General features: G+C 70.5%; 18 protein-coding genes. 17 read left to right on the top strand and 1 reads right to left on the bottom strand.

Translation table 11 applies throughout. From position 1 onward, the window contains the following. Positions 1-221: 221 nt before the first annotated feature. The gene (locus ACZ6ZP_RS04590; RefSeq protein ID WP_351160544.1) at positions 222-1,229 is read right to left on the bottom strand and encodes a rod shape-determining protein; all 1,008 of its coding nucleotides are present in this window, start codon (positions 1,227-1,229) and stop codon (positions 222-224) included. 154 nt (positions 1,230-1,383) lie between these two features. Here ACZ6ZP_RS04590 and folC point away from each other — a divergent pair, with 154 nt between their 5' ends. The 17 genes from folC to rpmA all read left to right on the top strand — a co-directional run bounded on the left by folC (position 1,384) and on the right by rpmA (position 23,573). After that, on the top strand, positions 1,384-2,910 hold the full coding sequence (gene folC, locus ACZ6ZP_RS04585; protein ID WP_351160542.1) for a bifunctional tetrahydrofolate synthase/dihydrofolate synthase: 1,527 nt from the start codon (positions 1,384-1,386) through the stop codon (positions 2,908-2,910). Positions 2,911-2,915: 5 nt separating this feature from the next. Continuing rightward, on the top strand, positions 2,916-3,266 hold the full coding sequence (locus tag ACZ6ZP_RS04580) for a DUF4233 domain-containing protein (protein ID WP_351160540.1): 351 nt from the start codon (positions 2,916-2,918) through the stop codon (positions 3,264-3,266). 99 nt (positions 3,267-3,365) lie between these two features. After that, positions 3,366-3,779 carry a nucleoside-diphosphate kinase gene (gene ndk / locus ACZ6ZP_RS04575; RefSeq protein ID WP_351160538.1) on the top strand — a complete coding sequence of 138 codons (414 nt, stop codon included), beginning with the start codon at positions 3,366-3,368 and terminating at the stop codon, positions 3,777-3,779. A gap of 346 nt (positions 3,780-4,125) precedes the next feature. Further along, a complete protein-coding gene (locus ACZ6ZP_RS04570) occupies positions 4,126-5,145 on the top strand; it encodes a rod shape-determining protein (protein WP_160505014.1) in 1,020 nt (339 codons plus the stop codon). Between the two features lie 230 nt (positions 5,146-5,375). Then, the gene (gene mreC, locus ACZ6ZP_RS04565; protein WP_351160536.1) at positions 5,376-6,329 is read left to right on the top strand and encodes a rod shape-determining protein MreC; all 954 of its coding nucleotides are present in this window, start codon (positions 5,376-5,378) and stop codon (positions 6,327-6,329) included. 13 nt (positions 6,330-6,342) lie between these two features. Further along, entirely contained in the window at positions 6,343-7,014 is a 672-nt protein-coding gene (mreD, locus tag ACZ6ZP_RS04560) for a rod shape-determining protein MreD (protein ID WP_361462345.1), read from the top strand. Between the two features lie 97 nt (positions 7,015-7,111). Then, positions 7,112-9,286 (top strand): penicillin-binding protein 2, encoded by a 2,175-nt coding sequence (mrdA, locus tag ACZ6ZP_RS04555; protein ID WP_351160532.1) that lies wholly within the window; start codon positions 7,112-7,114, stop codon positions 9,284-9,286. Then, complete coding sequence (gene rodA, locus ACZ6ZP_RS04550; protein WP_351160530.1) at positions 9,286-10,488, top strand: rod shape-determining protein RodA; 1,203 nt, start codon at positions 9,286-9,288, stop codon at positions 10,486-10,488. Before mrdA ends, rodA begins: the two co-directional genes overlap by 1 nt. Positions 10,489-10,548: 60 nt before the next feature. Next, complete coding sequence (locus tag ACZ6ZP_RS04545) at positions 10,549-12,159, top strand: CYTH and CHAD domain-containing protein (protein WP_469405509.1); 1,611 nt, start codon at positions 10,549-10,551, stop codon at positions 12,157-12,159. 217 nt (positions 12,160-12,376) lie between these two features. After that, entirely contained in the window at positions 12,377-14,299 is a 1,923-nt protein-coding gene (locus ACZ6ZP_RS04540; RefSeq protein ID WP_351160526.1) for a TIGR03960 family B12-binding radical SAM protein, read from the top strand. Between the two features lie 6 nt (positions 14,300-14,305). Then, a complete protein-coding gene (locus ACZ6ZP_RS04535) occupies positions 14,306-14,875 on the top strand; it encodes a GNAT family N-acetyltransferase (RefSeq protein ID WP_469405507.1) in 570 nt (189 codons plus the stop codon). A 36-nt stretch (positions 14,876-14,911) separates the two neighbouring features. After that, the gene (locus ACZ6ZP_RS04530; RefSeq protein ID WP_469405504.1) at positions 14,912-16,288 is read left to right on the top strand and encodes a hypothetical protein; all 1,377 of its coding nucleotides are present in this window, start codon (positions 14,912-14,914) and stop codon (positions 16,286-16,288) included. A 46-nt stretch (positions 16,289-16,334) separates the two neighbouring features. Further along, entirely contained in the window at positions 16,335-17,138 is an 804-nt protein-coding gene (locus tag ACZ6ZP_RS04525; protein ID WP_399977435.1) for a TIGR03936 family radical SAM-associated protein, read from the top strand. A gap of 236 nt (positions 17,139-17,374) precedes the next feature. Further along, positions 17,375-21,289 carry an Rne/Rng family ribonuclease gene (locus tag ACZ6ZP_RS04520; RefSeq protein WP_469405502.1) on the top strand — a complete coding sequence of 1,305 codons (3,915 nt, stop codon included), beginning with the start codon at positions 17,375-17,377 and terminating at the stop codon, positions 21,287-21,289. 181 nt (positions 21,290-21,470) lie between these two features. Further along, entirely contained in the window at positions 21,471-22,820 is a 1,350-nt protein-coding gene (locus ACZ6ZP_RS04515; protein WP_351160517.1) for a phospholipase D-like domain-containing protein, read from the top strand. Between the two features lie 163 nt (positions 22,821-22,983). Continuing rightward, positions 22,984-23,304 (top strand): 50S ribosomal protein L21, encoded by a 321-nt coding sequence (gene rplU, locus ACZ6ZP_RS04510; RefSeq protein ID WP_160505004.1) that lies wholly within the window; start codon positions 22,984-22,986, stop codon positions 23,302-23,304. A gap of 14 nt (positions 23,305-23,318) precedes the next feature. Then, positions 23,319-23,573 (top strand): 50S ribosomal protein L27, encoded by a 255-nt coding sequence (gene rpmA / locus ACZ6ZP_RS04505; RefSeq protein ID WP_030564037.1) that lies wholly within the window; start codon positions 23,319-23,321, stop codon positions 23,571-23,573. The last annotated feature ends 42 nt before the right edge of the window (positions 23,574-23,615 follow it).

Here is a 23,615-nt window from a genome sequence, read left to right as displayed (position 1 = left end):
AGGATGGACATACCGGCGCGGCACCGCATTCACAGCCGGATGGGACCCGCAGCCTGCCCCGCGACCCGCAGTCGGGAGCGTGCGCGAGGGGGCGGCTTCGGTTTCGCAGCAGCCCCGTGGCCACCGGACGATGGCGAGGACGGACATACCGGCGCGGCCCCGCACCCAAGACGCACCCGTCCCGCCTCGCCCCGTCCCGCCTCGCCCCGTCCGCCGCAGGCCTACGCCGCAGACATCACCCGCTCCAGCCCGTCGAAGTCCTCCACGCACTTCCCGCAGCCCAGCGCCACGCTGTCCAGCGGATTGTCGGCCACGAACACCGGGATTCCGGTGGCCGAAGCCATCCGCAGGTCGAGGCCCGGCAGCAGCGCGCCGCCGCCCGTCAGGACGATGCCGTGCTCCATGACGTCCCCAGAGAGCTCCGGCGGGCACTCCTCCAGCGTCGTCCGCACCGCGGCGATCACCGCCTCCACCGGCTCGTCCAGCGCGGCCCGCACCTCCCGCACCGTCAGCTCCACCGTCTTCGGCAGCCCCCGCACCTTCTCCCGCCCCCGCACGGTGAACGTCCGCGACTCCAGCGCGTCGTCCCCCGGCACCGGCCACGCCGAGCCGATCGCGACCTTGATGTCCTCGGCGGTCCGCTCCCCGATGAGCAGCCCGTGCTCCTTGCGCACGAAGTTCGTGATCGCCTCGTCCAGGCGGTCCCCGCCCACCCGCAGCGACTGCGCCGTGACGATCCCGCCCAGGGAGATCACCGCGACCTCCGTCGTGCCGCCCCCGATGTCGACCACCATCGACCCCCGCGGCTCCGCCACCGGAAGCCCCGCTCCGATCGCCGCCGCCATCGGCTCCTCCACCAGGTGCACGGCGCGGGCCCCCGCCCGCTGCGCCGCGTGCACGATGGCCCGGCGCTCGACCTGGGTGACGCCGCTCGGCACGCAGATCACCATCCGCGTACGGGGACGGCGCCCCGGAACGGCCTTGCGCACGAAGTGCCGGATCATCTCCTCGGCGGCTTCGTAGTCGCTGATCACGCCGCCCTTCAGGGGGCGGATCGCGGTGATGGAGCCCGGTGTACGGCCGATCGTCTCCTTGGCCTCCGTACCGACGGCGAGAGCCGTTCGCGCGCCCTCCTTGACGGCGACCACGGACGGTTCGTTGAGCACGATCCCCTGCCCGCGGACGTAGAGAAGGGTGTTCGCAGTGCCGAGGTCGATACCTATGTCCATGATCGCCAAGTTTGCCCGGCGAATCCCCGGATCGTCGGGACTAAAGTCCTGAATTACCCGGGACTTTAGTCCCGACAGGGACCCGAGAGGGCCCGCGCGGCGGCCGGGCAGGTCCCGACGGCGGCTGTCACACCCCGTCCGTAGACTGGCGTACGTGAGTGACCTCCCCCCGCCTGACAGCGAGCACCCCGACCGCGACAACAGCGACGACCGTTTCGAAGAGATCGTCGAAGCCGAGACCGACCGTGACCCCGACCTCGCCGTGATCGAGGCGGGCAGCCGCACCCTGCGCACCCAGGCGGGCCCGCCCCAGGGCGACATCCCCTCCCGCCCCACCGACCCGGAGATCGACAAGGCGCTGCGCGAGGTCGAGACGGAGCTCGCGGGCCGCTGGGGAGAGACGAAGCTGGAGCCCTCCGTCAGCCGGATCGCCGCGCTGATGGATGTCCTGGGCGAGCCCCAGCGCGCGTACCCCTCGATCCACATCACCGGGACGAACGGCAAGACGTCCACGGCCCGCATGATCGAGGCCCTGCTCAGCGCCTTCGAGCTGCGCACCGGGCGTTACACCTCGCCGCACGTCCAGTTGATCACCGAGCGGATCAGCCTGGACGGCGCCCCCATCGAGGCCGAGCGCTTCGTGGAGACGTACAACGACATCAAGCCGTACGTGGACATGGTCGACGCCAAGGAGGAGTACAGGCTCTCCTTCTTCGAGGTGCTCACGGGCATGGCGTACGCGGCCTTCGCGGACGCCCCCGTGGACGTCGCCGTCGTCGAGGTCGGCATGGGCGGCAGCTGGGACGCGACGAACGTGATCGACGGCTCGGTCGCCGTCGTCACGCCCATCGACCTGGACCACACCGACCGCCTGGGCAGCACGCCGGGCGAGATCGCCGGCGAGAAGGCCGGCATCGTCAAGCCGGACGCGACGGTGATCCTCGCCCAGCAGCCGGTGGACGCGGCGCAGGTGCTCCTGAAGAAGGCCGTCGAGGTCGACGCGACGGTGGCCCGCGAGGGCCTGGAGTTCGGCATCGTCTCCCGCACGGTGGCGGTCGGCGGCCAGCTCCTGACCCTGCGCGGCCTCGGCGGGGAGTACGAAGAGGTCTTCCTGCCCCTGCACGGCGCCTATCAGGCGCACAACGCCGCCGTCGCGCTCGCCGCGGTGGAGGCGTTCTTCGGCATCGGCTCGCAGCACGCGCGCCCGCTCGACATCGAGACCATCCGCAAGGCCTTCGCCTCGGTCTCCGCGCCGGGCCGCCTGGAGGTCGTGCGCACCTCGCCGACCGTCGTCCTGGACGCCGCGCACAACCCCGCGGGCGCCCGCGCCACCGCCGAGGCGATCAGCGAGGTCTTCGACTTCAGCAATCTGATCGGCGTCGTCGCGGCGAGCGACGGCAAGGACATGAAGGGGCTGCTCGAAGCCTTCGAGCCGATCTTCGCCGAGGTCGTCATCACGCAGAACTCCAGCCATCGCGCGATGGACGCGGACACGCTGGCCGGGCTCGCCGTCGAGGTCTTCGGCGACGACCGCGTCCAGGTCGAGCCGCGCCTGCCGGACGCCCTCGAGGCCGCGATCACCCTCGCCGAGGAAGAGGGCGAGTACGCGGGCGGTGGCGTCCTGGTCACCGGCTCCGTCATCACCGTCGGCGAGGCCCGACTGCTCCTGGGGAGGGGCTGACTCCTGTGCGTACGCTCTGTGCTTCGACGCTGATCGGCGAGTTCTTCGTCATCGGCTTCGCCGGTCTGGTCGCCATGAAGGACCCGGACCTGTCGATGGGCACGGTCTGGACGGTCAGCGGCATCGCGATGCTGTTCTGCGTCCTGCTGTGCGGAATGATCACCCGGCCCGGCGGGGTGCAGCTGGGCTGGGCGCTGCAGATCGCGCTCATCGCCAGCGGGTTCGTCGTGCCGATCATGTTCTTCATGGGGGCGGTGTTCGCCGCGCTGTGGTGGGCCTCGCTGCACTTCGGCCAGAAGATCGACGAGGCGAAGGCCCGGTTCGCGGCGCAGGCCGAGGCGGAGGCCGGGGCCTAGCGGGGCGGGCTCCAGGGGCCGGAGGTAACGCGGTGTAGTGGGTGCCGGTATTCTGCCGGGCAACCCACACGCTCGTAGAAAAAATGCTTGGAGCCGCACATGACCCAGCGCACTCTCGTCCTGCTCAAGCCCGACACCGTCCGTCGTGGCCTGATCGGCGAGATCATCGGCCGCATCGAGCGCAAGGCGGGCTGGACGATCTCCGCGCTCGAACTGCGCTCGCTCGACCAGGAGACGCTGGAACAGCACTACGGCGAGCACAAGGGCAAGCCCTTCTACGAGCCGCTGGTCGACTTCATGTCCTCCGGTCCGGTCGTGGCGCTCGTCGTCGAGGGTGAGCGCGTCATCGAGGGCGTGCGCGCCCTGGCGGGTCCCACCGACCCGATCGCCGCCGCGCCCGGCTCCATCCGTGGCGACTTCGGCACGATCGTCCGGGAGAACCTGATCCACGCCTCGGACTCCGAGGAGTCCGCCGAGCGCGAGCTGAAGATCTTCTTCCCGGGTGCCGTCTGACACCCGTCCGGCGTCCGTCCGACGTCCGTATGCAGAGACACTCGTAAAGAGTTCCGTAAAGACTTCTGACGCCTAGTCAGCAGGGCACCGCCCTGACCAGGGGTGGCCGAGAAAACCGGCCGCCCCTTGGCATATGCGCCCCAATTGGGGGAACCCGTGCCTCCGATGGCACGTCTCCAAGAGCGAGGCGGCGCATCATCTGCTGACAATGGCGAAGACCCTAGCGCCGTGTTCGTGCAGGCGAGACTACGATGGAAGCCTCCACGCCACACAGCACCCACCTCGCCTACCTAAAAAGCCATCAAACGCTCCAGGGAAGGCCAGACGCATCCTCATGGGGAACAACATGTCGTTCATCGGCCGTGACATGGCTGTCGACCTCGGGACCGCCAACACGCTGGTGTACGTCAGGGGTCGGGGGATCGTTCTCAACGAGCCGTCCGTCGTCGCGATCAACACCAACACCGGTGGCATCCTCGCTGTCGGCGCCGAAGCCAAGAAGATGATCGGTCGCACGCCGGGCAACATCGTTGCCGTGCGACCGCTGAAGGACGGCGTCATCGCCGACTTCGAGATCACCGAGCGGATGCTCCGCTACTTCATCCTGAAGATCCACAAGCGGCGGTACCTCGCCCGCCCGCGTGTCGTCGTCTGTGTGCCCTCCGGCATCACCGGAGTCGAGCGCCGCGCCGTCATCGAGGCCTCCTCGCAGGCCGGCGCCCGCCAGGTGCACATCATCGAGGAGCCCATGGCCGCGGCCATCGGTTCCGGCCTGCCGGTCCACGAGGCCACGGGCAACATGGTGGTCGACATCGGCGGTGGCACCACCGAGGTCGCCGTCATCTCGCTGGGCGGAATCGTCACGGCACAGTCGATCCGTGTCGCGGGCGACGAGCTGGACAACGCGATCATCCAGCACATCAAGAAGGAGTACTCCCTCCTCCTCGGCGAGCGCACGGCCGAGCAGATCAAGATCACCATCGGTTCGGCGTACGACATGGACGCCGACGAGCACACCGAGATCCGCGGCCGGGACCTGGTCTCCGGGCTGCCCAAGACCGTCGTCATCTCCGCCGCCGAGGTCCGCAAGGCCATCGAGGAGCCGGTCAACGCGATCGTGGACGCGGTGAAGACGACCCTCGACAAGTGCCCGCCGGAGCTTTCCGGTGACGTCATGGACCGCGGCATCGTTCTCACCGGAGGCGGCGCCCTGCTGCGCGGCCTCGACGAGCGTCTCCGCCGCGAGACGGGCATGCCGATCCACATCGCCGAGGACCCGCTGGACAGCGTGGCGCTCGGCTCCGGCAAGTGCGTCGAGGAGTTCGAGGCGCTGCAGCAAGTGCTCGACGCGTCGCCCCGCCGCTGAGGGTGGCGCGAACCCGCTGAAAGGGTGTCCGCCGTACGAGTGCCTGTCACCTCGTGCGGCGGATCGTTGATATAGAGGGCTGAGAAGACAACGCATAAGAAGGGCACGGCATAACAATTCCGCGGCGTCCGCAGACGTCGCGGATTCGGATTGCTTAGATTTGCTCGGACATACGCACAGTTGCTCAGAATTCCAAGGATTTCCAACTGAGGAAGGCACGGCCGCCGCACGTGAGGGACACACGAGAGAGCCGGCTGCTCCTGGTGCTGCTGATCGCCATCGCGTTCGCTTTGATCACGGTGGACATCCGTGGTGGCGAGGACTCGCCGGTCGACGGTGCCCGCCAGGCCGCCGCCACGGTCTTCGGCCCGGTCGAGGACGGAGTGTCCTCCGCCGTCGACCCGATCGGCAACGCCATCGGCGCGGTACGGGACTCCGGCGACCGGCATGACCGGATCGCCGAACTCACGCGGCAGAACGCCGCGTTGAAGGCGAAGCTCGGCAGCGACGACCGCAACCGCAGTCGCGTCAGACAGCTGGACAGCATGCTCAAGAGCGCGGGTGCCGGTCAGTACGGCATCAAGGGCGCCGAGGTCATCGGCATAGGAGCGGCCCAGGGCTTCTCCTGGACCGTCACCATCGACGCGGGCGCCAATGACGGACTCAAGCGCGACATGACCGTCCTGAACGGCGACGGCCTGGTCGGCCGCGTCACCACGGTCGGCCCCAGCACCGCGACCGTCCTGCTCGCCAACGACCCCGACTTCACCGTCGGCACCCGCATGGAGAAGACCGACGAGCTCGGCTTCGCCACCGGACAGGGCGACCGCCCGCTGTCGGTGCAGATGCTCAACGGCAAGGCCAAGGTCAAGAAGGGCGACCGCCTGGTCACCTTCGGATCGCAGCGGGACAAGCCGTTCGTGCCGGGCGTGCCGGTCGGCGAGGTCGTCCGCGTGGACCCCTCGGGCGGTGACCTGACGCGCAACATCTTCATCAAGCCGTACGTCGGCTTCACCAAGCTGGACATCGTCGGCGTCGTCGTCGAGGCGCCCCGCGAGGACCCGCGCGACACGGTGCTGCCGAAGAAGCCCGCCAAGCCGAAGCCGACCCCGACGGTGACCGTCACGGCCACCCCGTCAGGACAGCCCCCGGCCGACGGCGTCGACAACGGCAACGAGCAGTAGGAGCCCCGGACCCATGCGTTTCAACCGAATCCTGCTCTCCAGCACCCTGGTCGTCGTCGCCCTGGTCATCCAGGTCAGCGTCCTGGCCCGGCTCCAACTGCCGGGCGCGGTCCCCGATCTGGTGCTGCTCACGGTGCTCGGCCTCGCCCTGGTCTACGGCCATGTGGGCGGCGCCCTCATCGGCTTCGGCGCCGGACTCCTCGCCGACCTGGCCCCGCCGGCCGACCACGCGGCCGGGCGGTACGCCCTGGTCCTGTGCGTCGTCGGCTACCTCGCGGGCCTGGCCAAGCCGGAGACCGGACGGCTCAGGTCGGCCACCGCGCCGCTCGTCGTGGTCGTCGGCGCGGCCATCGGCTCGACCCTGCTGTACGCGGGCGTGGGCGCCCTCGTCGGCGACACCGCCGCCCGCCACGTGGGCCTGGGCGGGCTCCTCTTCACGGCCGCCCTGTACGACCTGCTGCTCGCGCCGTTCACGGTGCCGCTGATCATCGCGCTCGCCCGCAGAGCCGAGAACGACCCGCTGGGGGAGAGCTCCCCGGCCAACAAGGCCACCGACGTCTCGTCCGGCTGGCTCTCCTCGGGCACCGGGCTGCGCATCGGCAACCAGCGCGGCGGCCTGCGGATGAAGGCGGCCAAGGCCCGCGTCGCGCGCGCCGGACGCATCAAGGGGGTCAAGCGCCTGTGACCGCAGCGCAGTTGGCCCCGTACCCGACCGGCCGCGCACCCAGGTCGGTCGTGTACACGTACCACTCGTACACACACTGAGAGGGGGAGGAACAGCAGTGACCAACATCCCCGAGACCGGACGGACCCCAAGAGTCCAGATCCGTCTCATCGTCATCCAGATCCTCGTGCTCTCCCTCCTCCTCACCCTCGGCGGCCGCCTCTGGTACCTCCAGATCCGCAACGGTGAGGAGTACGCCGAGGAAGCCTCCGGCAACCACGTCCAGCAGGTCGTCGACCCCGCCGTACGCGGCTCGATCCTCGACGCCCGCGGCGTGCCGATCGCCGACAACGAGACCCGCCTGGTCGTCTCCGCGTCCCGCACGGACCTGATGAAGATGAAGGACGACGGCAAGGCGGCCCTCGCCAAGCTCGCCGACGTGCTGGGCATGACCACCAAAGAGGTCTCCGACAAGGTCCGCCTCTGCGACTCCAAGACGCCGCAGCCCTGCTGGAACGGCTCGCCCTACCAGCCGATCCCGATCACGGACGAGGCCTCGCCCAAGCAGGCCCTCCAGATCCGCGAGCGCGCCGAGGACTTCCCCGGCATCACCGCCGAGCCCACCGCCGTACGCCGCTATCCCGCGCCCGGCAAGTCCAACACCGCGCAGGTGCTCGGCTACCTCTCGCCCGTCACGGACGAGGAGATCACCAAGGCGGAGCACACCGACTCGCCGTTCCTGCGCTCCGACCAGGTCGGCCGCTCCGGCCTTGAGCGGACCTACGACGCGCAGCTGCGCGGCAAGGCGGGCGTCACCCGCTACGAGGTCGACAACCTCGGCCGCGTCATCGGCAAGGCCAAGGACGACCCGGCCCAGCCCGGCGCGAACGTCGTCACCAGCATCGACGCGCGCGTGCAGGCGCTGTCCGAGTACTGGCTGAACGACGCGATGAAGAAGGCCCGCCAGGAGTTCGACAAGAACACCAACGAGAACTACAAGGCCGACGCGGGCGCCGTCGTCGTCATGGAGAACAAGACCGGACGCATCGTCTCCATGGCGTCCAACCCGGCCTACGACCCCAACGCCTGGGTCGGCGGCATCTCCGGCAAGGACTACACGAAGCTCACCGGCAAGAAGTCCAACTACCCGCTCCTGAACCGCGCCATCCAGGGCCAGGCGGCCCCCGGCTCGATCTTCAAGGTCATCCCGACGACCGCCGCGGTCAACGCGGGCTACGACTTCAACGGGCGCTACCCCTGCCCCAGCTCGTACTCCATCGGCGGCCAGACCTTCAAGAACTTCGAGTCCCAGGGCCACGGCAGCATCACCCTCGGCCAGGCCCTCGAGGTCTCCTGCGACACCGTCTTCTACAAGCTCTCGCACGACCAGTGGGCCAAGGACGGCGGCAACAAGCCGAAGAAGGACGCCAAGGACTGGTTCTACAAGACGGCCCACCAGTTCGGCCTCGGCAAGGAGACCGGCATCGACCTGCCGAACGAGGTCACCGGACGCGTCCCGGACCGCCAGTGGAAGAAGGACTACTGGAAGGCCAACAAGGACGGCTGGTGCAAGCAGGGCAAGAAGGGCGGCGACTACGTCGAGCAGATCGCGTACGAGAACTGCCTCGAAGGCATGAAGATGCGCGCCGGTGACTCCGTCAACTACTCCATCGGACAGGGCGACACCCTCGTCACGCCGATACAGATGGCGACGATCTACTCCGCCATCGCCAACGGCGGCACCCTTTACGACCCCACCGTCGGCAAGGCGATCATCAGCGCCGACGGCAAGCAGGTCCAGGAGATCAAGCCGAAGTCCCACGGCAAGCTGCCCATGGACGAGAAGACGCGCGCCGACATAGACGGTGCACTCGCCGACGTCGCCACCAAGGGCACGGCCGCCTGGCGGTTCGGCGGCTGGCCGCAGGACAAGATCCCGATGCACGCCAAGACGGGTACGGCGGAGGTCCACGGCAAGCAGACCACCTCGTGGTTCGCGACGTACACCAAGGACTACTCGATCGTGATGACGATCTCCCAGGGCGGTACGGGTTCCGGAGCATCGGGACCCGCCGTCCGCAAGATCTACGACGGCATCTACGGCCTGGACGACGAAGGCAACCAGAACCTCAAGAAGGCCCTGCTGCCCCAGCCGGAGAAGAACCTGCCGAAGATCGAGACCGACGGTTCGATCGAGTCCCCGAAGATCAAGCCGTTCAAGCCCGAGGCCCCCAAGCCGCCGCAGGAGCAGCAGGAACTGGCGGGCGCGCCCGCGAACGGGAGGCGCGACTAGTGGCCGGCAACAATGGCTTCTCCGTCTCCGGCTACGGGCCCGAGCGCTCGTCGATGGCCTCCCGCATGTTCGCCCGCGACTCGCTGGTGCGCAGGCTGGACTGGCCGATACTGCTCGCGGCGCTCGCGCTCTCGGCGATCGGCTCCGCGCTCGTCTACTCGGCGACGCGCAACCGCACCGAGCTGGTCGGCGACGACCCGTACGCCTTCCTGCTCAAGCACCTCCTGAACACCGGCATCGGCATCGCCCTGATGGCGGGCACGGTGTGGCTGGGCCACCGCACGCTGCGCACGGCCGTGCCGATCCTCTACGGCATCTCGGTCTTCCTCGTCCTGCTCGTCCTCACCCCGCTCGGCGCGACGATCAACGGCGCGCACGCGTGGATCGTGATCGGCGGCGGCTTCTCGCTGCAGCCCTCCGAGTTCGTGAAGATCACGATCATCCTGGGCATGGCGATGTTGCTCGCGGCCCGGGTGGACGCGGGCGACCGGGTCCACCCCGACCAGCGCACGGTCCTGCAGGCCCTCGGCCTGGCCGCCGTACCGATACTGATCGTGCTCCTCATGCCCGACCTCGGGTCGGTCATGGTGATGGCGATGATCGTGCTCGGCGTGCTTCTCGCGTCGGGCGCCTCCAACCGCTGGGTCTTCGGGCTCCTGGGCACGGGCGCGGCTGGCGCGATCGCCGTCTGGCAGCTCGGCATCCTGGACGACTACCAGATCGCCCGCTTCGCGGCCTTCGCCAACCCCGCGCTCGACCCGGCGGGCGTCGGCTACAACACCAACCAGGCGCGCATCGCGATCGGCTCCGGCGGCCTGTCGGGCACCGGCCTCTTCAAGGGCTCGCAGACCACGGGCCAGTTCGTGCCCGAGCAGCAGACGGACTTCGTGTTCACCGTCGCCGGCGAGGAGCTCGGCTTCCTGGGCGCGGGGCTCATCCTGGTCCTGCTCGGCGTGCTGCTCTGGCGGGCCTGCCGCATCGCGCGCGAGACGACCGAGCTGTACGGCACGATCGTCGCCGCCGGGATCATCGCCTGGTTCGCCTTCCAGTCCTTCGAGAACATCGGCATGACGCTCGGCATCATGCCGGTGGCCGGTCTGCCGCTGCCCTTCGTGTCGTACGGAGGGTCATCGATGTTCGCCGTCTGGGTGGCCGTCGGCCTGCTCCAGTCGATCAAGGTGCAGCGACCGATGTCGGCCTAGCTGCGTCCCGGGGCGTCTGGGGGACTGCCCAGCGCCCCGGATCCCGTCTAGATTCGGTTCATGGCGGACACGAAGCGGGAGATCGAGCGGAAGTACGACGTAGGGGCGGACGCGGAGCTGCCTGACCTGACCGGCGTCGCCGGGGTCGCCGACGTCGTCCACAAAGGCGTCGTCGAACTGGACGCCACCTACTGGGACACCCCCGACCAGCGGCTCGCCGCATCCTCCGTCACGTTGCGCCACCGCACCGGCGGCGACGACGCGGGCTGGCACCTGAAGCTGCCGGTGGCGCTCGCGCAGGGGGTGCGGGACGAGATCCACGCGCCGCTCTCGGACGACGTGCCGCGCTCGTTGCTCGGCCTCGTGCGTTCCCGCGTGCGCGAGGCCGAACTGGTCCCTGTCGTACGCCTGTTGTCCGCCCGGGAGCTGCGCCACCTCGTCGACGCCCAGGGCGCCCTGCTCGCCGAGGTCAGCATCGACGGCGTACGGGCCGAGCGGCTAACCGGGGACGCCGCCACGGTGGAGTGGTCCGAGGTCGAGGTGGAGCTCGCGGACGACGGCGACCCCGCGCTGCTCGACAAGGTCGAGAAGAAGCTGAAGAAGGCGGGCGTGCGGCGGTCGGACGCGCCCTCGAAGCTGAGCAGGGCCCTCGCGGAGACCGAGCTCCAGCAGAGCGTGCCCCGGGAGCTCGTGGTCAGGAGCGTCAAGAACGACAAGAGCGACAAGAAGGCGGGCAAGAGCGAGGCGGTCGCGCAGGCCGTGAAGGAGGCCGTCGGCGACGGGCCGGGGACCGCGGGCGACCACGTCCTCGCCTACCTCCGCGCCCAGCGCGACGCCATCGTCGCCCTCGACCCCGACGTCCGCCGCGACCTGCCCGACTCCGTGCACCAGATGCGGGTCGCCACGCGCCGGATGCGCAGCGCGTTCCGCTCGTTCCGCAAGATCCTGGACCGCTCCGTCACCGACCCGATCGGCGACGAGCTGAAGTGGCTCGCGGGCGAGCTGGGCGTCGACCGGGACCAGGAGGTCCTCACCGAGCGGCTCACGTCCCGCATCGCCGCCGTGCCCCGCACCCTGCTCCTGGGCCCCGTCCGCGGGCGCCTTCGCATCTGGAGCGTCGCCCGGCGCAGCGGCTCCCGGCGCAGGACCGTCGCCGTGCTCGACGGCAAGCGCTACCTCGCGCTCCTGGAGTCCGTCGACGCCCTGCTCGCCGACCCCCCGCTGCGCCCGGCCGCCTCCGCGTCCGTGACCAAGGCGCTCCCCAAGGCCGTGCTCAAGGACTACGCCCGCCTCGCGGCCCGCGTCGAGCACGCCCTGGAGCTGCCGCCGGGCGGGGAGCGCGACGTGGCCATGCACGAGGCCCGCAAGGCCGCCAAGCGCGCCCGGTACGCGGGCGAGGCGGCGACGCCCGCGCTCGGCAAGCCCGCCAAGCGGTTCGCCAAGCAGATGAAGGCCGTCCAGAGCGTGCTCGGCGACCACCAGGACAGCGTGGTCGCCCGTGACGCGCTGCGGCACCTGGCGATCCAGGCCCACATGGCGGGCGAGACCGCCTTCACCTGGGGACTTCTGTACGGCCAGGAAGAGGCGGCGGGCACGGACCGCGAACGCGAGCTGCCGGAGGTCTGGGCGAAGGCGTCCCGCGCGAAATTGCGGGCGTCTCTGGGCGGCTGAGCGCGGCGGGACGAAGGCGTGACCGAATGGGCGGCTGATCGTTTTATCGACGCACGGCCTCTCCGCCGATGCGGAGGTGCTCCGGACTGGGACACGTGTGATGTCCGCTGGGCCCAGTGCTCCCCGCCGATGCGGGGGTTTTCAAGCCGTGCGAGGGGCGCTCTCGAGCGGGTTACGCTTGAGAGTCATCCCCCTGCCAGCTCACGAAAGTCGCGAGATGCCTGTCGAGTCGGTCTTCCCACAGCTCGAAGCTCTGCTCCCGCATGTGCAGAAGCCCATTCAGTACGTGGGCGGTGAGCTCAACTCCACCGTCAAGCCGTGGGACAGCTGTGACGTCCGCTGGGCGCTCATGTACCCCGACGCGTACGAGGTCGGGCTGCCCAATCAGGGCGTCATGATCCTGTACGAGGTACTGAACGAACGCGAGGGCGTCCTCGCCGAGCGCACCTACAGCGTCTGGCCGGACCTCGAGGAGCTGATGCGGGAGCACAAGGTCCCGCAGTTCACCGTGGACAGCCACCGCCCCGTCGGCGCCTTCGACGTGTTCGGGCTGAGCTTCTCCACGGAGCTCGGCTACACGAACATGCTCACGGCCCTCGACCTCGCGGGCATCCCGCTGGAGTCCAAGGACCGCACCGTCGACGACCCGATCGTCCTGGCCGGAGGCCACGCGGCCTTCAACCCCGAGCCGATCGCGGAGTTCATCGACTGCGCGGTCATCGGCGACGGCGAGCAGGCCGTGCTCGACATGACGGCGATCATCCGCGAGTGGAAGGCGGAGGGCCGCCCCGGTGGCCGCGAGGAGGTCCTGTTCCGCCTCGCCAGGACCGGCGGTGTCTACGTCCCCGGGTTCTACGACGTCGAGTACCTCCCGGACGGGCGGATCGGCCGCGTCGTACCGAACAGGTCCGGTGTCCCGTGGCGCGTGTCCAAGCACACCGTCATGGACCTGGACGAGTGGCCCTACCCCAAGCAGCCCCTCGTGCCGCTCGCGGAGACCGTTCACGAGCGCATGTCCGTGGAGATCTTCCGCGGCTGCACCCGCGGCTGCCGCTTCTGCCAGGCCGGCATGATCACGCGCCCCGTGCGGGAGCGAAGCATCACCGGCATCGGCGACATGGTGGAGAAGGGCCTCAAGGCGACCGGTTTCGAGGAAGTCGGCCTGCTCTCCCTGTCCTCCGCGGACCACACGGAGATCGCGGACGTCGCCAAGGGCCTCGCGGACCGGTACGAGGAAGACAAGATCGGCCTCTCCCTGCCCTCGACCCGCGTCGACGCCTTCAACATCGACCTGGCGAACGAACTGACGAGGAACGGCCGCCGGTCGGGTCTCACGTTCGCCCCCGAGGGCGGCTCCGAGCGGATGCGGAAGGTCATCAACAAGATGGTCTCCGAGGAGGACCTGATCCGCACCGTCGCGACCGCGTACGGCAACGGCTGGCGCCAGGTGAAGCTGTACTTCATGCTCGGCCTGCCCACCGAGACCGACGAGGACGTCCTGCAGATCGCGGACATGGCGGCGAACGTCATCGCCAAGGGCCGCGAGGTCGCGGGCAACGACATCCGCTGCACCGTCTCCATCGGCGGCTTCGTGCCCAAGCCGCACACGCCCTTCCAGTGGGCCCCGCAGCTGTCGGCCGAGGAGACGGACGCCCGCCTCGCGAAGCTGCGCGACAAGATCCGCGGCGACAAGAAGTACGGCCGCTCGATCGGCTTCCGCTACCACGACGGCAAGCCCGGCATCGTCGAGGGCCTGCTCTCGCGCGGGGATCGCCGCATCGGCTCCGTCATCCGCGCGGTGTACGAGGACGGCGGCCGCTTCGACGGCTGGCGCGAGCACTTCAGCTACGACCGCTGGATGGCCTGCGCCGAGAAGACGCTGCCCGCCTTCGGCGTGGACCTCGACTGGTACACGACGCGTGAGCGCACGTACGAGGAGGTCCTGCCCTGGGACCACCTGGACTCCGGTCTCGACAAGGACTGGCTCTGGGACGACTGGCAGGACTCGCTCGACGAGACCGAGGTCGAGGACTGCCGCTGGACCCCGTGCTTCGACTGCGGCGTCTGCCCGCAGATGCAGACCGAGATCCAGATCGGCCCGACCGGCAAGAAGCTCCTTCCGCTGTCGGTAGTGAAGTAGCCCCACGTGACGCAGCGCGAGCCGGTGGACGGGGCGGGTGTTCCTCAACTCGCCCCGCCCTCCGGCCTCGTGCATCTCTCCTTCATCGCCGCGATGGAGGAGTTCCGCGCCGAGGGGCGCGGCGGCGATGACGACGACACGACGCTCGGCCGCACCCTGCGCGACTACGGCGACAAGTGGCACGAACCGGCGGTCTTCGAGCGCTACGTGACCGAGGCCCGCGAGGCCGCGCACCCGGCCGAGCCGTTCTCCGTCCCCGTGACGACCCTCTGGTACGCGGACGGCGCCGACTACTTCGGCCGCCTCGCCATCCGGCACAACATCGCCACGCGCTTCCTGCGCGAGTACGGCGGCCACATCGGCTACGACGTACGCCCCACCGCTCGCCGCCGCGGCCACGCCACCGCGATGCTGATCGGCTGCCTGCCGTACGCCCGAGCGCTGGGCCTCGCATCGGTCCTGGTCACCTGCGACACCGACAACACCGGTTCGCGCAAGGTGATCGAGGCCGCGGGCGGCGCCTTCGAGGACGAGCGCGGCGGAAAGCTGCGCTACTGGATCCCGACCGGCGCCTGACGAACCGGCACCCACCACTGACGCGTCTAGGACGGCATGGACCTGGAAAAGCGGCCCCCGCAGCACGAGCGCGAGCCGGAGCAGCCGCTGCCCGCACCGCGACTCCCCGCACCACAGGGCCCCGCACCACAACCGCGGGCCGAGGGCTGCCTCGCCGTCGCCATCCGCATCCCGGTGCGGATCGTGGTGCTCGTGCTCGTCGTACCGGTACGCCTGGTGTGGGACGCGTTCGCCGTGTGCGGCCGTTTTCTCTACTTCCGGGCGCTGCGGCCCGTGGGACGCGCTCTCGGCGCGGCCGTGACCTGGCTGCTCAAGGCGGTGTTCGTGTGGCCGTGGGTGGCGCTGTGGCGGTACGTGCTCGCGCCCGTGGGCAGGGGCCTGGCGTGGCTCGGGCGCGTGCTGGTCGTGGTGCCCGTCGCGTGGCTGTACGCGTCCGTCCTCGCCCCGATCGGCCGCGGCATCGCCTGGCTGTGCGGGGGAGTCGGGCGCGGCGCCGCGTGGCTGTGCGTGGCCGTCGGGCGCGGCGTCGCCTGGCTGGTGCGGACGCTAGTCGTGGTCCCCGCCGTATGGCTCTACACCTGCGTCCTGACACCGATCGGGCACGCGATCGCCTGGCTCGCGCGGGGCATCGCGGCGGGTGCCGCGGTGGCCGGGCGCGGCATCGGCCTCGCCCTGGTGTGGCTGTTCAAGGCGGTGTTCGTGTGGCCGTGGGTGGGGCTGTGGCGGTACGTGGTCGTGCCCGTCGGCACGGGGCTCGCCTGGCTCGGGTGCGTGCTGATCGTGATCCCGGCCGTCTGGCTGTACGCGTCCGCCCTCACCCCGATCGGGCGCGGCATCGCCTGGCTGGTCGGGGGGATCGGGGCCGGGATCGGCTGGCTGGCCCGGGGGATCGGGACGGTGCTCGGCGCCCTGGGGCGCTGGATCTTCGTCGTGCCCGCCGTGGCCCTGTGGCGCTGGGTGCTCGCGCCCGTCGGGCGGGGGATCGCCGTCGTCGCACGCGAGATCGGTGCCGCCTTCGGACACGCCTGGCGCATCGCCGGGTACGTGTCCCTGGCCGTGGGCCGCTTCCTCGGCCGGCTGCTGCGGTGGCTCTTCGTCGACCCGGTGCGCTGGGTGTACCGCGCGGTCCTCACCCCCGTGGGGCACGCCGTGCGCGACGGGGTCTGGCGGCCCGCCGCCCGGGCGGTCAAGGACGCGGGCCGCGCCACCCGGCAGGCCCTGGCCGCCGCCCGCCAGAGCGTGCGGGACGCGCGTGCCGACGTACGGCGCATGCTGTTCGGTGCGCCGAAGGAACGGGTCCCCGCGGGGAGGGTCCCGATGGAGCCCGCACCGGTGCCGGTGGCCCGGCGGGAACCGGACACGCCTGCGACACGTACTCTAGGTAGCAGTACGACCGCACTCACGAAGGACTAGAACACTGGGCAAGCGACAGCCCGAAGGCCCGCCGCCCGCTCCCGCGGTGCAGCGCATCCGACTGCGCTACACCAAGCGCGGCCGCCTCCGGTTCACCAGCCACCGTGACTTCCAGCGCGCCTTCGAGCGGGCGCTGCGCCGCGCCGACGTGCCCATGGCGTACTCGGCGGGGTTCACTCCCCACCCGAAGGTGTCGTACGCCAATGCCGCACCCACCGGCACGGGCAGTGAGGCCGAGTACCTGGAGATCGCGCTCACCGAGACGCGTGACCCCGACAGGCTGCGCGAGCTGCTCAACGAGTCGATGCCCACCGGCCTCGACATCGTGGACGCCGTCGAATCCCGCACATCGGGACTCGCCGACCGGCTCACCGGGTCCGTCTGGGAGCTGCGCCTCGACGGCGTGGAGCCCGCGGACGCGGAGCGTGCCGCCGAGGCCTTCCGGGCCGCGGACACCGTCGAGGTCCAGCGCCGCGCGAAGAACGGCATGCGCACGTTCGATGCCCGTGCGGCCGTCGTGAGCCTTGAGGCGATCGCCCCTGACGAGGCGATCAGCCACGACGCTGATAGGCCGACCGACCAGCCCTGTGCGATACTGCGGCTGGTTGTTCGGCACGTGACACCTGCCGTACGACCCGACGACGTCCTGTCCGGTCTTCGAGCTGTGGCCGACCTGGCGCCGCCGGTCGCCGCAGCGGTGACCAGGCTGGCGCAGGGGCTTCTTGACGACGAGACCGGCACGGTGACCGACCCGCTCGCGCCCGACCGCGAGGCAGCCACGACCCCGCTTGAGAACCAAGGGGTCGCCGCAGCCGCCGCGAAGGTGCCGGCGACGGAAGGTCCCGCGTAGGGACGAACGTCGTAGCGCCGCCCTCGTACTCGGGAGCCACCTGGGTCGGGCAGCGCACTGACCGAGACTTTCGCCAGGCCGTCCGCATTTGGGCGTACGGAACCGGCGAGACAGACACATAGAGCTCCCGTGCGGCGCCCACGCCCCCGGATGGCGGCCCCGCGTAGGTGAGCGAGGGCCGCGGACATCACCGGACCAGGCGCGGCGCCCGGGAGCGTGACGGGAGAACCGCCCGCATGCTTGAGCCGAACGAACCCACTGAGGGCTCGGACAACAACACCCCCAGCGACACCCTGCCGCCGCGCCGCAGGCGCCGTGCGGCGTCGCGGCCCGCCGGTCCGCCCGTGGGGGCCGCCGGGAGCACCGAAGGCGCGGCTCCGGCCATACCGGCCACCCCCGCCGCCGAAGAGCCCGCCGTGGCCGCCGCTCCCGAGCCCGAACCGGCCGAGGAAGCAGCTCCCGCGCCGCGTCGCCGCCGTGCGACCCGCCGTGCGTCGGCTCCGGCCGGTGCGCCGCAGGGCGCCGAGGCTCCTGTGCAGGAGCAGGCCCCCGAGCCCGTGGCCGCCGAGGTGACGGCCGATGCCGAGCCCGCCGAGGGAGCAGCTCCCGCCCCGCGTCGCCGCCGTGCGACCCGCCGCGCTTCGGCTCCCGCCGGTGCGCCGCAGAGTGCCGAGGCCGCCGCCGCGGCGCCCGTGGCCGCCGAGCCCGCCGCCGATGAGCCCGTGGCCGAGGCCGCGCCCGAGGCGCAGCCGGAGTCCGGTGACGCAGCCCCGCGCCGTGCCCGCCGCCGTGCGACCCGTGGCTCGTCCGCGCCCGCCGCCGAGGCCGCTGCCGAGCCCACCGAGGCTCCCAAGGCCGCGGAGCCGAAGGCCGCCGCGCCCGTGGAGAGCACCCAGACCCCCGAGGCTGAGCCCGCCGAGGACGACGCGCCCCGTGGGCGGCGGCCCCGCCGTGCCACCCGCAAGGCCGCCGCCGGATTCTCGGCGCCCGCCCCGACGCGTGCCCGCAAGGCGCGCGCCGGTGACGCCGACGACGACTCCGCCTCGAAGCCCGCGCGTCCCGCCGTCGCCGTCTTCCAGGCGCCGGTGTTCGCCGAGCCGATGTTCCAGACCCCCGAGCGCGCCGCTGCCGCTGCCGCCGCCGAAGCGGCCGACGAGCCCGCCGAAGAGGCCGAGGTCGAGGCCGAGCAGCCCGTCGCCGCTGCACCCGTGGTGGAGGAGGAGACCGGCCCGCGCCGTCGCCGCCGCCGTCGTGCCGCGGACGAGCAGCCCGCCGCCGAGCGCGAGCCCGCCAAGGCCGCCCCGCAGCCCGCCGAGGCCGAGGCTCCCGAGGCCGAAGAGGCCGAGGACACCGCCGCGGACAGCGACAACGACAACGACGAGTCCGACGACTCCGGCGAGCGGCACGGCCGCCGTCGCCGTCGTGGTGGCCGTCGCCGCCGCCGCGGTGAGTCCGCCGACGACTCCGGTGACCAGCAGGACGCGGACGCAGACTCCGACACGGACGCTCCCGCCGCCGAGCGTGGGCAGTCCGCCGAGGACGCCGAGGACACGGCCGAGCAGGCCGATGACGACGCGGACGACAACGGCTCGGGTGCCGGCTCCAGCAGCAGCCGTCGCCGCCGTCGCCGTCGCCGTCGCGCCGGTGACTCCGGTGACGCGGACGGCGGAGAGAGCGACCCGGAGCGTACGGTCGTCAAGGTCCGTGAGCCGCGCAAGAAGGAAGAGCGCGAGCTCGGCACCGGCGTCGACGAGGTCACGTCCATCAAGGGCTCGACCCGTCTCGAGGCCAAGAAGCAGCGCCGCCGCGAAGGCCGCGAGCAGGGCCGCAGGCGTGTGCCGATCATCACCGAGGCGGAGTTCCTCGCCCGCCGCGAGGCCGTCGAGCGGGTGATGGTCGTCCGCCAGAACGGCGAGCGCACCCAGATCGGCGTCCTCGAGGACAACGTGCTCGTCGAGCACTACGTCAACAAGGAGCAGGCCACCTCGTACGTCGGCAACGTCTACCTGGGCAAGGTCCAGAACGTGCTGCCGTCCATGGAGGCCGCGTTCATCGACATCGGCAAGGGCCGCAACGCGGTCCTGTACGCCGGTGAGGTCAACTTCGAGGCCCTCGGCATGGCCAACGGCCCCCGGCGCATCGAGTCGGCCCTCAAGTCCGGCCAGTCGGTCCTCGTGCAGGTCACCAAGGACCCGATCGGCCACAAGGGCGCCCGCCTCACCAGCCAGGTCTCGCTGCCCGGCCGCTACCTGGTCTACGTGCCCGAGGGCTCGATGACCGGCATCAGCCGCAAGCTGCCCGACACCGAGCGCGCGCGTCTGAAGACCATCCTCAAGAAGATCGTCCCCGAGGACGCGGGCGTCATCGTGCGCACCGCAGCCGAGGGCGCGAGCGAGGACGAGCTGCGCCGTGACGTCGAGCGTCTGCAGCAGCAGTGGGAAGAGATCCAGAAGAAGGCGAAGAACGGCGGCGCCGCGCCGACGCTTCTGTACGGCGAGCCGGACATGACCGTCCGTGTCGTCCGCGACATCTTCAACGAGGACTTCTCGAAGGTCATCGTCAGCGGTGACGAGGCCTGGGACACCATCCACGGATACGTCGCCCATGTCGCCCCCGACCTGGCCGACCGCCTGCAGCGCTGGACCTCCGAGGTCGACGTCTTCGCGACGTACCGCATCGACGAGCAGCTGATGAAGGCGCTCGACCGCAAGGTCTGGCTGCCCAGCGGCGGCTCCCTGGTGATCGACAAGACCGAGGCGATGATCGTCGTCGACGTCAACACCGGCAAGTTCACCGGGCAGGGCGGCAACCTCGAAGAGACCGTGACGAGGAACAACCTCGAAGCAGCCGAGGAGATCGTGCGCCAGCTGCGCCTGCGCGACCTCGGTGGCATCGTCGTGATCGACTTCATCGACATGGTGCTCGAGTCCAACCGGGACCTGGTCCTGCGCCGTCTGCTCGAATGCCTGGGCCGTGACCGCACGAAGCACCAGGTGGCCGAGGTCACCTCGCTCGGCCTGGTGCAGATGACCCGTAAGCGGGTCGGCCAGGGCCTCCTGGAGTCCTTCTCCGAGACCTGCGTCCACTGCAACGGCCGCGGCGTGATCGTGCACATGGAGCAGCCGACCTCCGCCGGTGGCGGCGGCAAGCGCAAGAAGCGCGGCCGCGGCGGCTCCGAGCAGGGTCAGGAGCACACGCACGAGCACGACCACGAGCACGAGGGCACCGACGAGGCCGACGTCGAGACCGAGTCCGAGGCCGAGGTCGCGGCGGAGGCCGCCGCCCCGGTGGCGCTTCCCGAGCCGGAGTTCGTGCCGGACGAGGAGCTCTACAGCAGTGCGTCCGAGGCCGAGGCGGCCGCTTCGTCCCGTGGTGGCCGTTCGCGCCGCAGGGCGACCCGCAGGGCCTCGGCTCCGGCCGGCGCCCCGCACGCGGAGAGCGCGCCCAAGTCGGAGAAGCGCTCCAAGTCCCGGCAGGCCGCCACGGCCGAGGCTCCGGCCGCCGAGGACCCGGTCGTCGAGGCTCCGGCCGCCCCGGCCCAGGAGGAGGCTGCCCCGCAGCCCGCTCCCGCCGTCGAGGCCGCCCCCGAGGCGCCGGTGGACGACGCCGCTCCCAAGGGGCGTACGCGCCGTCGTGCGACCCGCAAGGCGACGGCGCCCGCCGGTTCGCCCAAGAGCGCGCAGAGCACCGAGCCGGAAGCCGCCGAGGTGATCGTCACCGAGGCGCCCAAGGCGGAGCCCGTCGCGGAGCCGGTGGCCGAGCCGGTCGTGGCCGAGGCCCCCGCCGACGCCGCCCCGGCCCGTCCGCGCCGCCGTGCGGTCCGCAAGGCCACCGCGCCGACCGCGTCCGAGGAGGCGGCCGTCCTGGTCGTCCCGTCGGCGGAGAAGGCCGCTCAGGCCCCGCAGAGCGCGGAGCAGGCCACGGAGCGGTCCGAGGCCGACGCGGAGGAAGCCGCTCCGGCCAAGAAGGCGACGCGTAAGACCGCCGCCAAGAAGACGGCCACGAAGAAGGCCGCCACCAAGAAGACCGCGGCCAAGAAGACGGCCGCCAAGAAGACGACGGCCAAGAAGGCGTCGAAGACGACGAAGAAGACCGCCGCCGCGGAGCAGGCACCGGCCGGTGTCAAGGCCTCCGCGGCAGACGAGGGCTGACCTGCCCCTTCGTGGTCCGTACGTATGACCGGGTGCCCCCGGCACGGTGAATCCACCGTGCCGGGGGCACCTGGCTGTTGGAACACGGTGAAGTACCTGTAAAACTCATGCGGTTGGTGCAGGAACACGCGAGCGTGGCGTTTGGGGAGACGTTCCGTTCGTGTCAGGGGAGGGGTGGACGATGGCGCACGGTCGCCTGGGAGGCACGGGACGTCACCGTGCCGTGAAGCAGGTCAAGGGCGGACGCCGGGCCGTCGCGCTGGCGACGGTCCTGTCGGCGGCGGGTATCCAGACCGTCAGCGCCGTGGGGACGGCGGCGGCCGACGGGGAGCCGCCCCTGGTCGAGGCCCCGCTGTTCAACGACCCGCTGGGCACCCCCGAGCAGCAGCACGCGATCCGCACCCGGCTGATCGAGCTGACGAACGCAGCCGTGCCGGGCTCGACCATCAAGGTCGCGGTCTACCACGTGTGGGAGGCCCCGGTCGTGGACGCGCTCGTGGCGGCCAAGAACCGCGGTGTGCGCGTGCAGATGGTGCTCGACGAGTCCAGCAGGAGCGACCGCCCCACGAACACCGCGTACGGCAGGCTCGCGGTGGAGCTCGGCACCGACAGGACCAGGCCGTCCTTCGTGACGCTCTGCCCGGCCAACAAGTCGTGCCTGGGCGACCCCGCGTACGGCAAGTCGATCATGCACAACAAGTTCTGGCTGTTCTCCGAGGTCGAGGGCGCCAGGGACGTCGTCGTGCAGACCACGTCGAACTCGACGCCCTCCGCGCACACGAAGTTCTTCAACGACGCGCTGCAGCTCCCGAACAACCCGACGATGTACGAGGCGTACTCCGACTACTTCGCCGACATGATCCGCAAGGACTGGCGGAACTGGGACTACCGCACGGTGAGCGACGGCCTCTACAAGGCGTACTTCTTCCCGCGCTCCGGCACGGTCAACGAGACCGACACGATGTACTCGGTCCTGAACAACGTGCAGTGCAACTACCGGGACGCGGCCGGGGTGGCCCGGCACACGAACATCCGCGCCTCGATCTTCAAGATCACCCGGAAGCAGATCGCCGACAAGCTCGTCTCGCTCAAGAAGGCGGGCTGCACGGTCAGCATCGTCTACGCCGAGACCGACAGCGCCAAGAGCCAGGGCGGCACCCCGGGCACCTGGGAGGCCCTGCACAAGGCGGGCGGGCCGACCCTGCGCTGCTTCAACGACGACCGGGACCCGCTGCGCCCCGGCACCAAGCTGGTGACGCCCTACATCATCCACTCGAAGTACCTGCTCATCGACGGCAAGTACGACGGGAAGCAGAACAAGCTCTCCTTCACCGGCTCGCAGAACTACACGGCGCCGGCGCTGCGCGAGAACGACGAGGCGATCATCAAGATCGACGACGACTCGGTGCACGACGCGTACCGCGGACACTTCGACCGCGTACGCACGGTGGCCTGGCCCGGCAAGGCCGACACCACCGACTTGTGCAAGGGCGTCAAGCCGCTGCCGCCGGACGGCGAGAAGCCGGTTTGACCCGTCCGGCCCAGCCCCGTAATCTTGACCGTCGGCGTGTTACTAGCACGTCCTACCCCTGTAAACCCTGATTTCCTTCCGGCGCCCCGGCGCTCGGGAGAGGCTGGCTGTGCGAACGGCCGGCTGGACTGCGGGGGTCCCGTTCCGAGCGAAAGAGAGATCCGTGTACGCCATCGTGCGCAGCGGTGGTCGCCAGCACAAGGTTGCTGTCGACGACATCGTTGAGGTTGACAAGCTTCCCACCGCCAAGGTTGGCGACACCGTAGAGCTCTCTACGCTGCTCGTTGTCGACGGCGACGCCGTGACGAGTGACCCGTGGGTGCTTGCCGGTATCAAGGTCACGGCCGAGGTCGTGGACCACCACAAGGGCGCGAAGATCGACATCCTTCGCTACAAGAACAAGACCGGCTACCGCCGTCGCCAGGGTCACCGCCAGCAGTACACGGCGATCAAGGTCACCGGTATCCCCACGGCTGCGAAGTAAGGGACTGAGAACACATGGCACACAAGAAGGGCGCATCTTCCACTCGGAACGGGCGCGATTCCAATGCTCAGCGGCTCGGCGTGAAGCGCTTCGGCGGTCAGACCGTCAACGCCGGTGAGATCCTGGTCCGCCAGCGTGGCACCCACTTCCACCCGGGCTCGGGCGTCGGCCGTGGCAAGGACGACACCTTGTTCGCGCTGGACGCCGGTGCGGTGGAGTTCGGCACCCACCGTGGCCGCAAGGTCGTGAACATCGTTCCGGTCGCCTGAATCAGGCTTCCGTAGAACAGGTTCTTCGCGAGGGCGGACCTC

The organism is Streptomyces sp. NPDC054047 (assembly GCF_055585065.1).
Note: the sequence above shows the minus strand (reverse complement) of the source record. Positions and strands in the feature narration are given on the sequence as shown.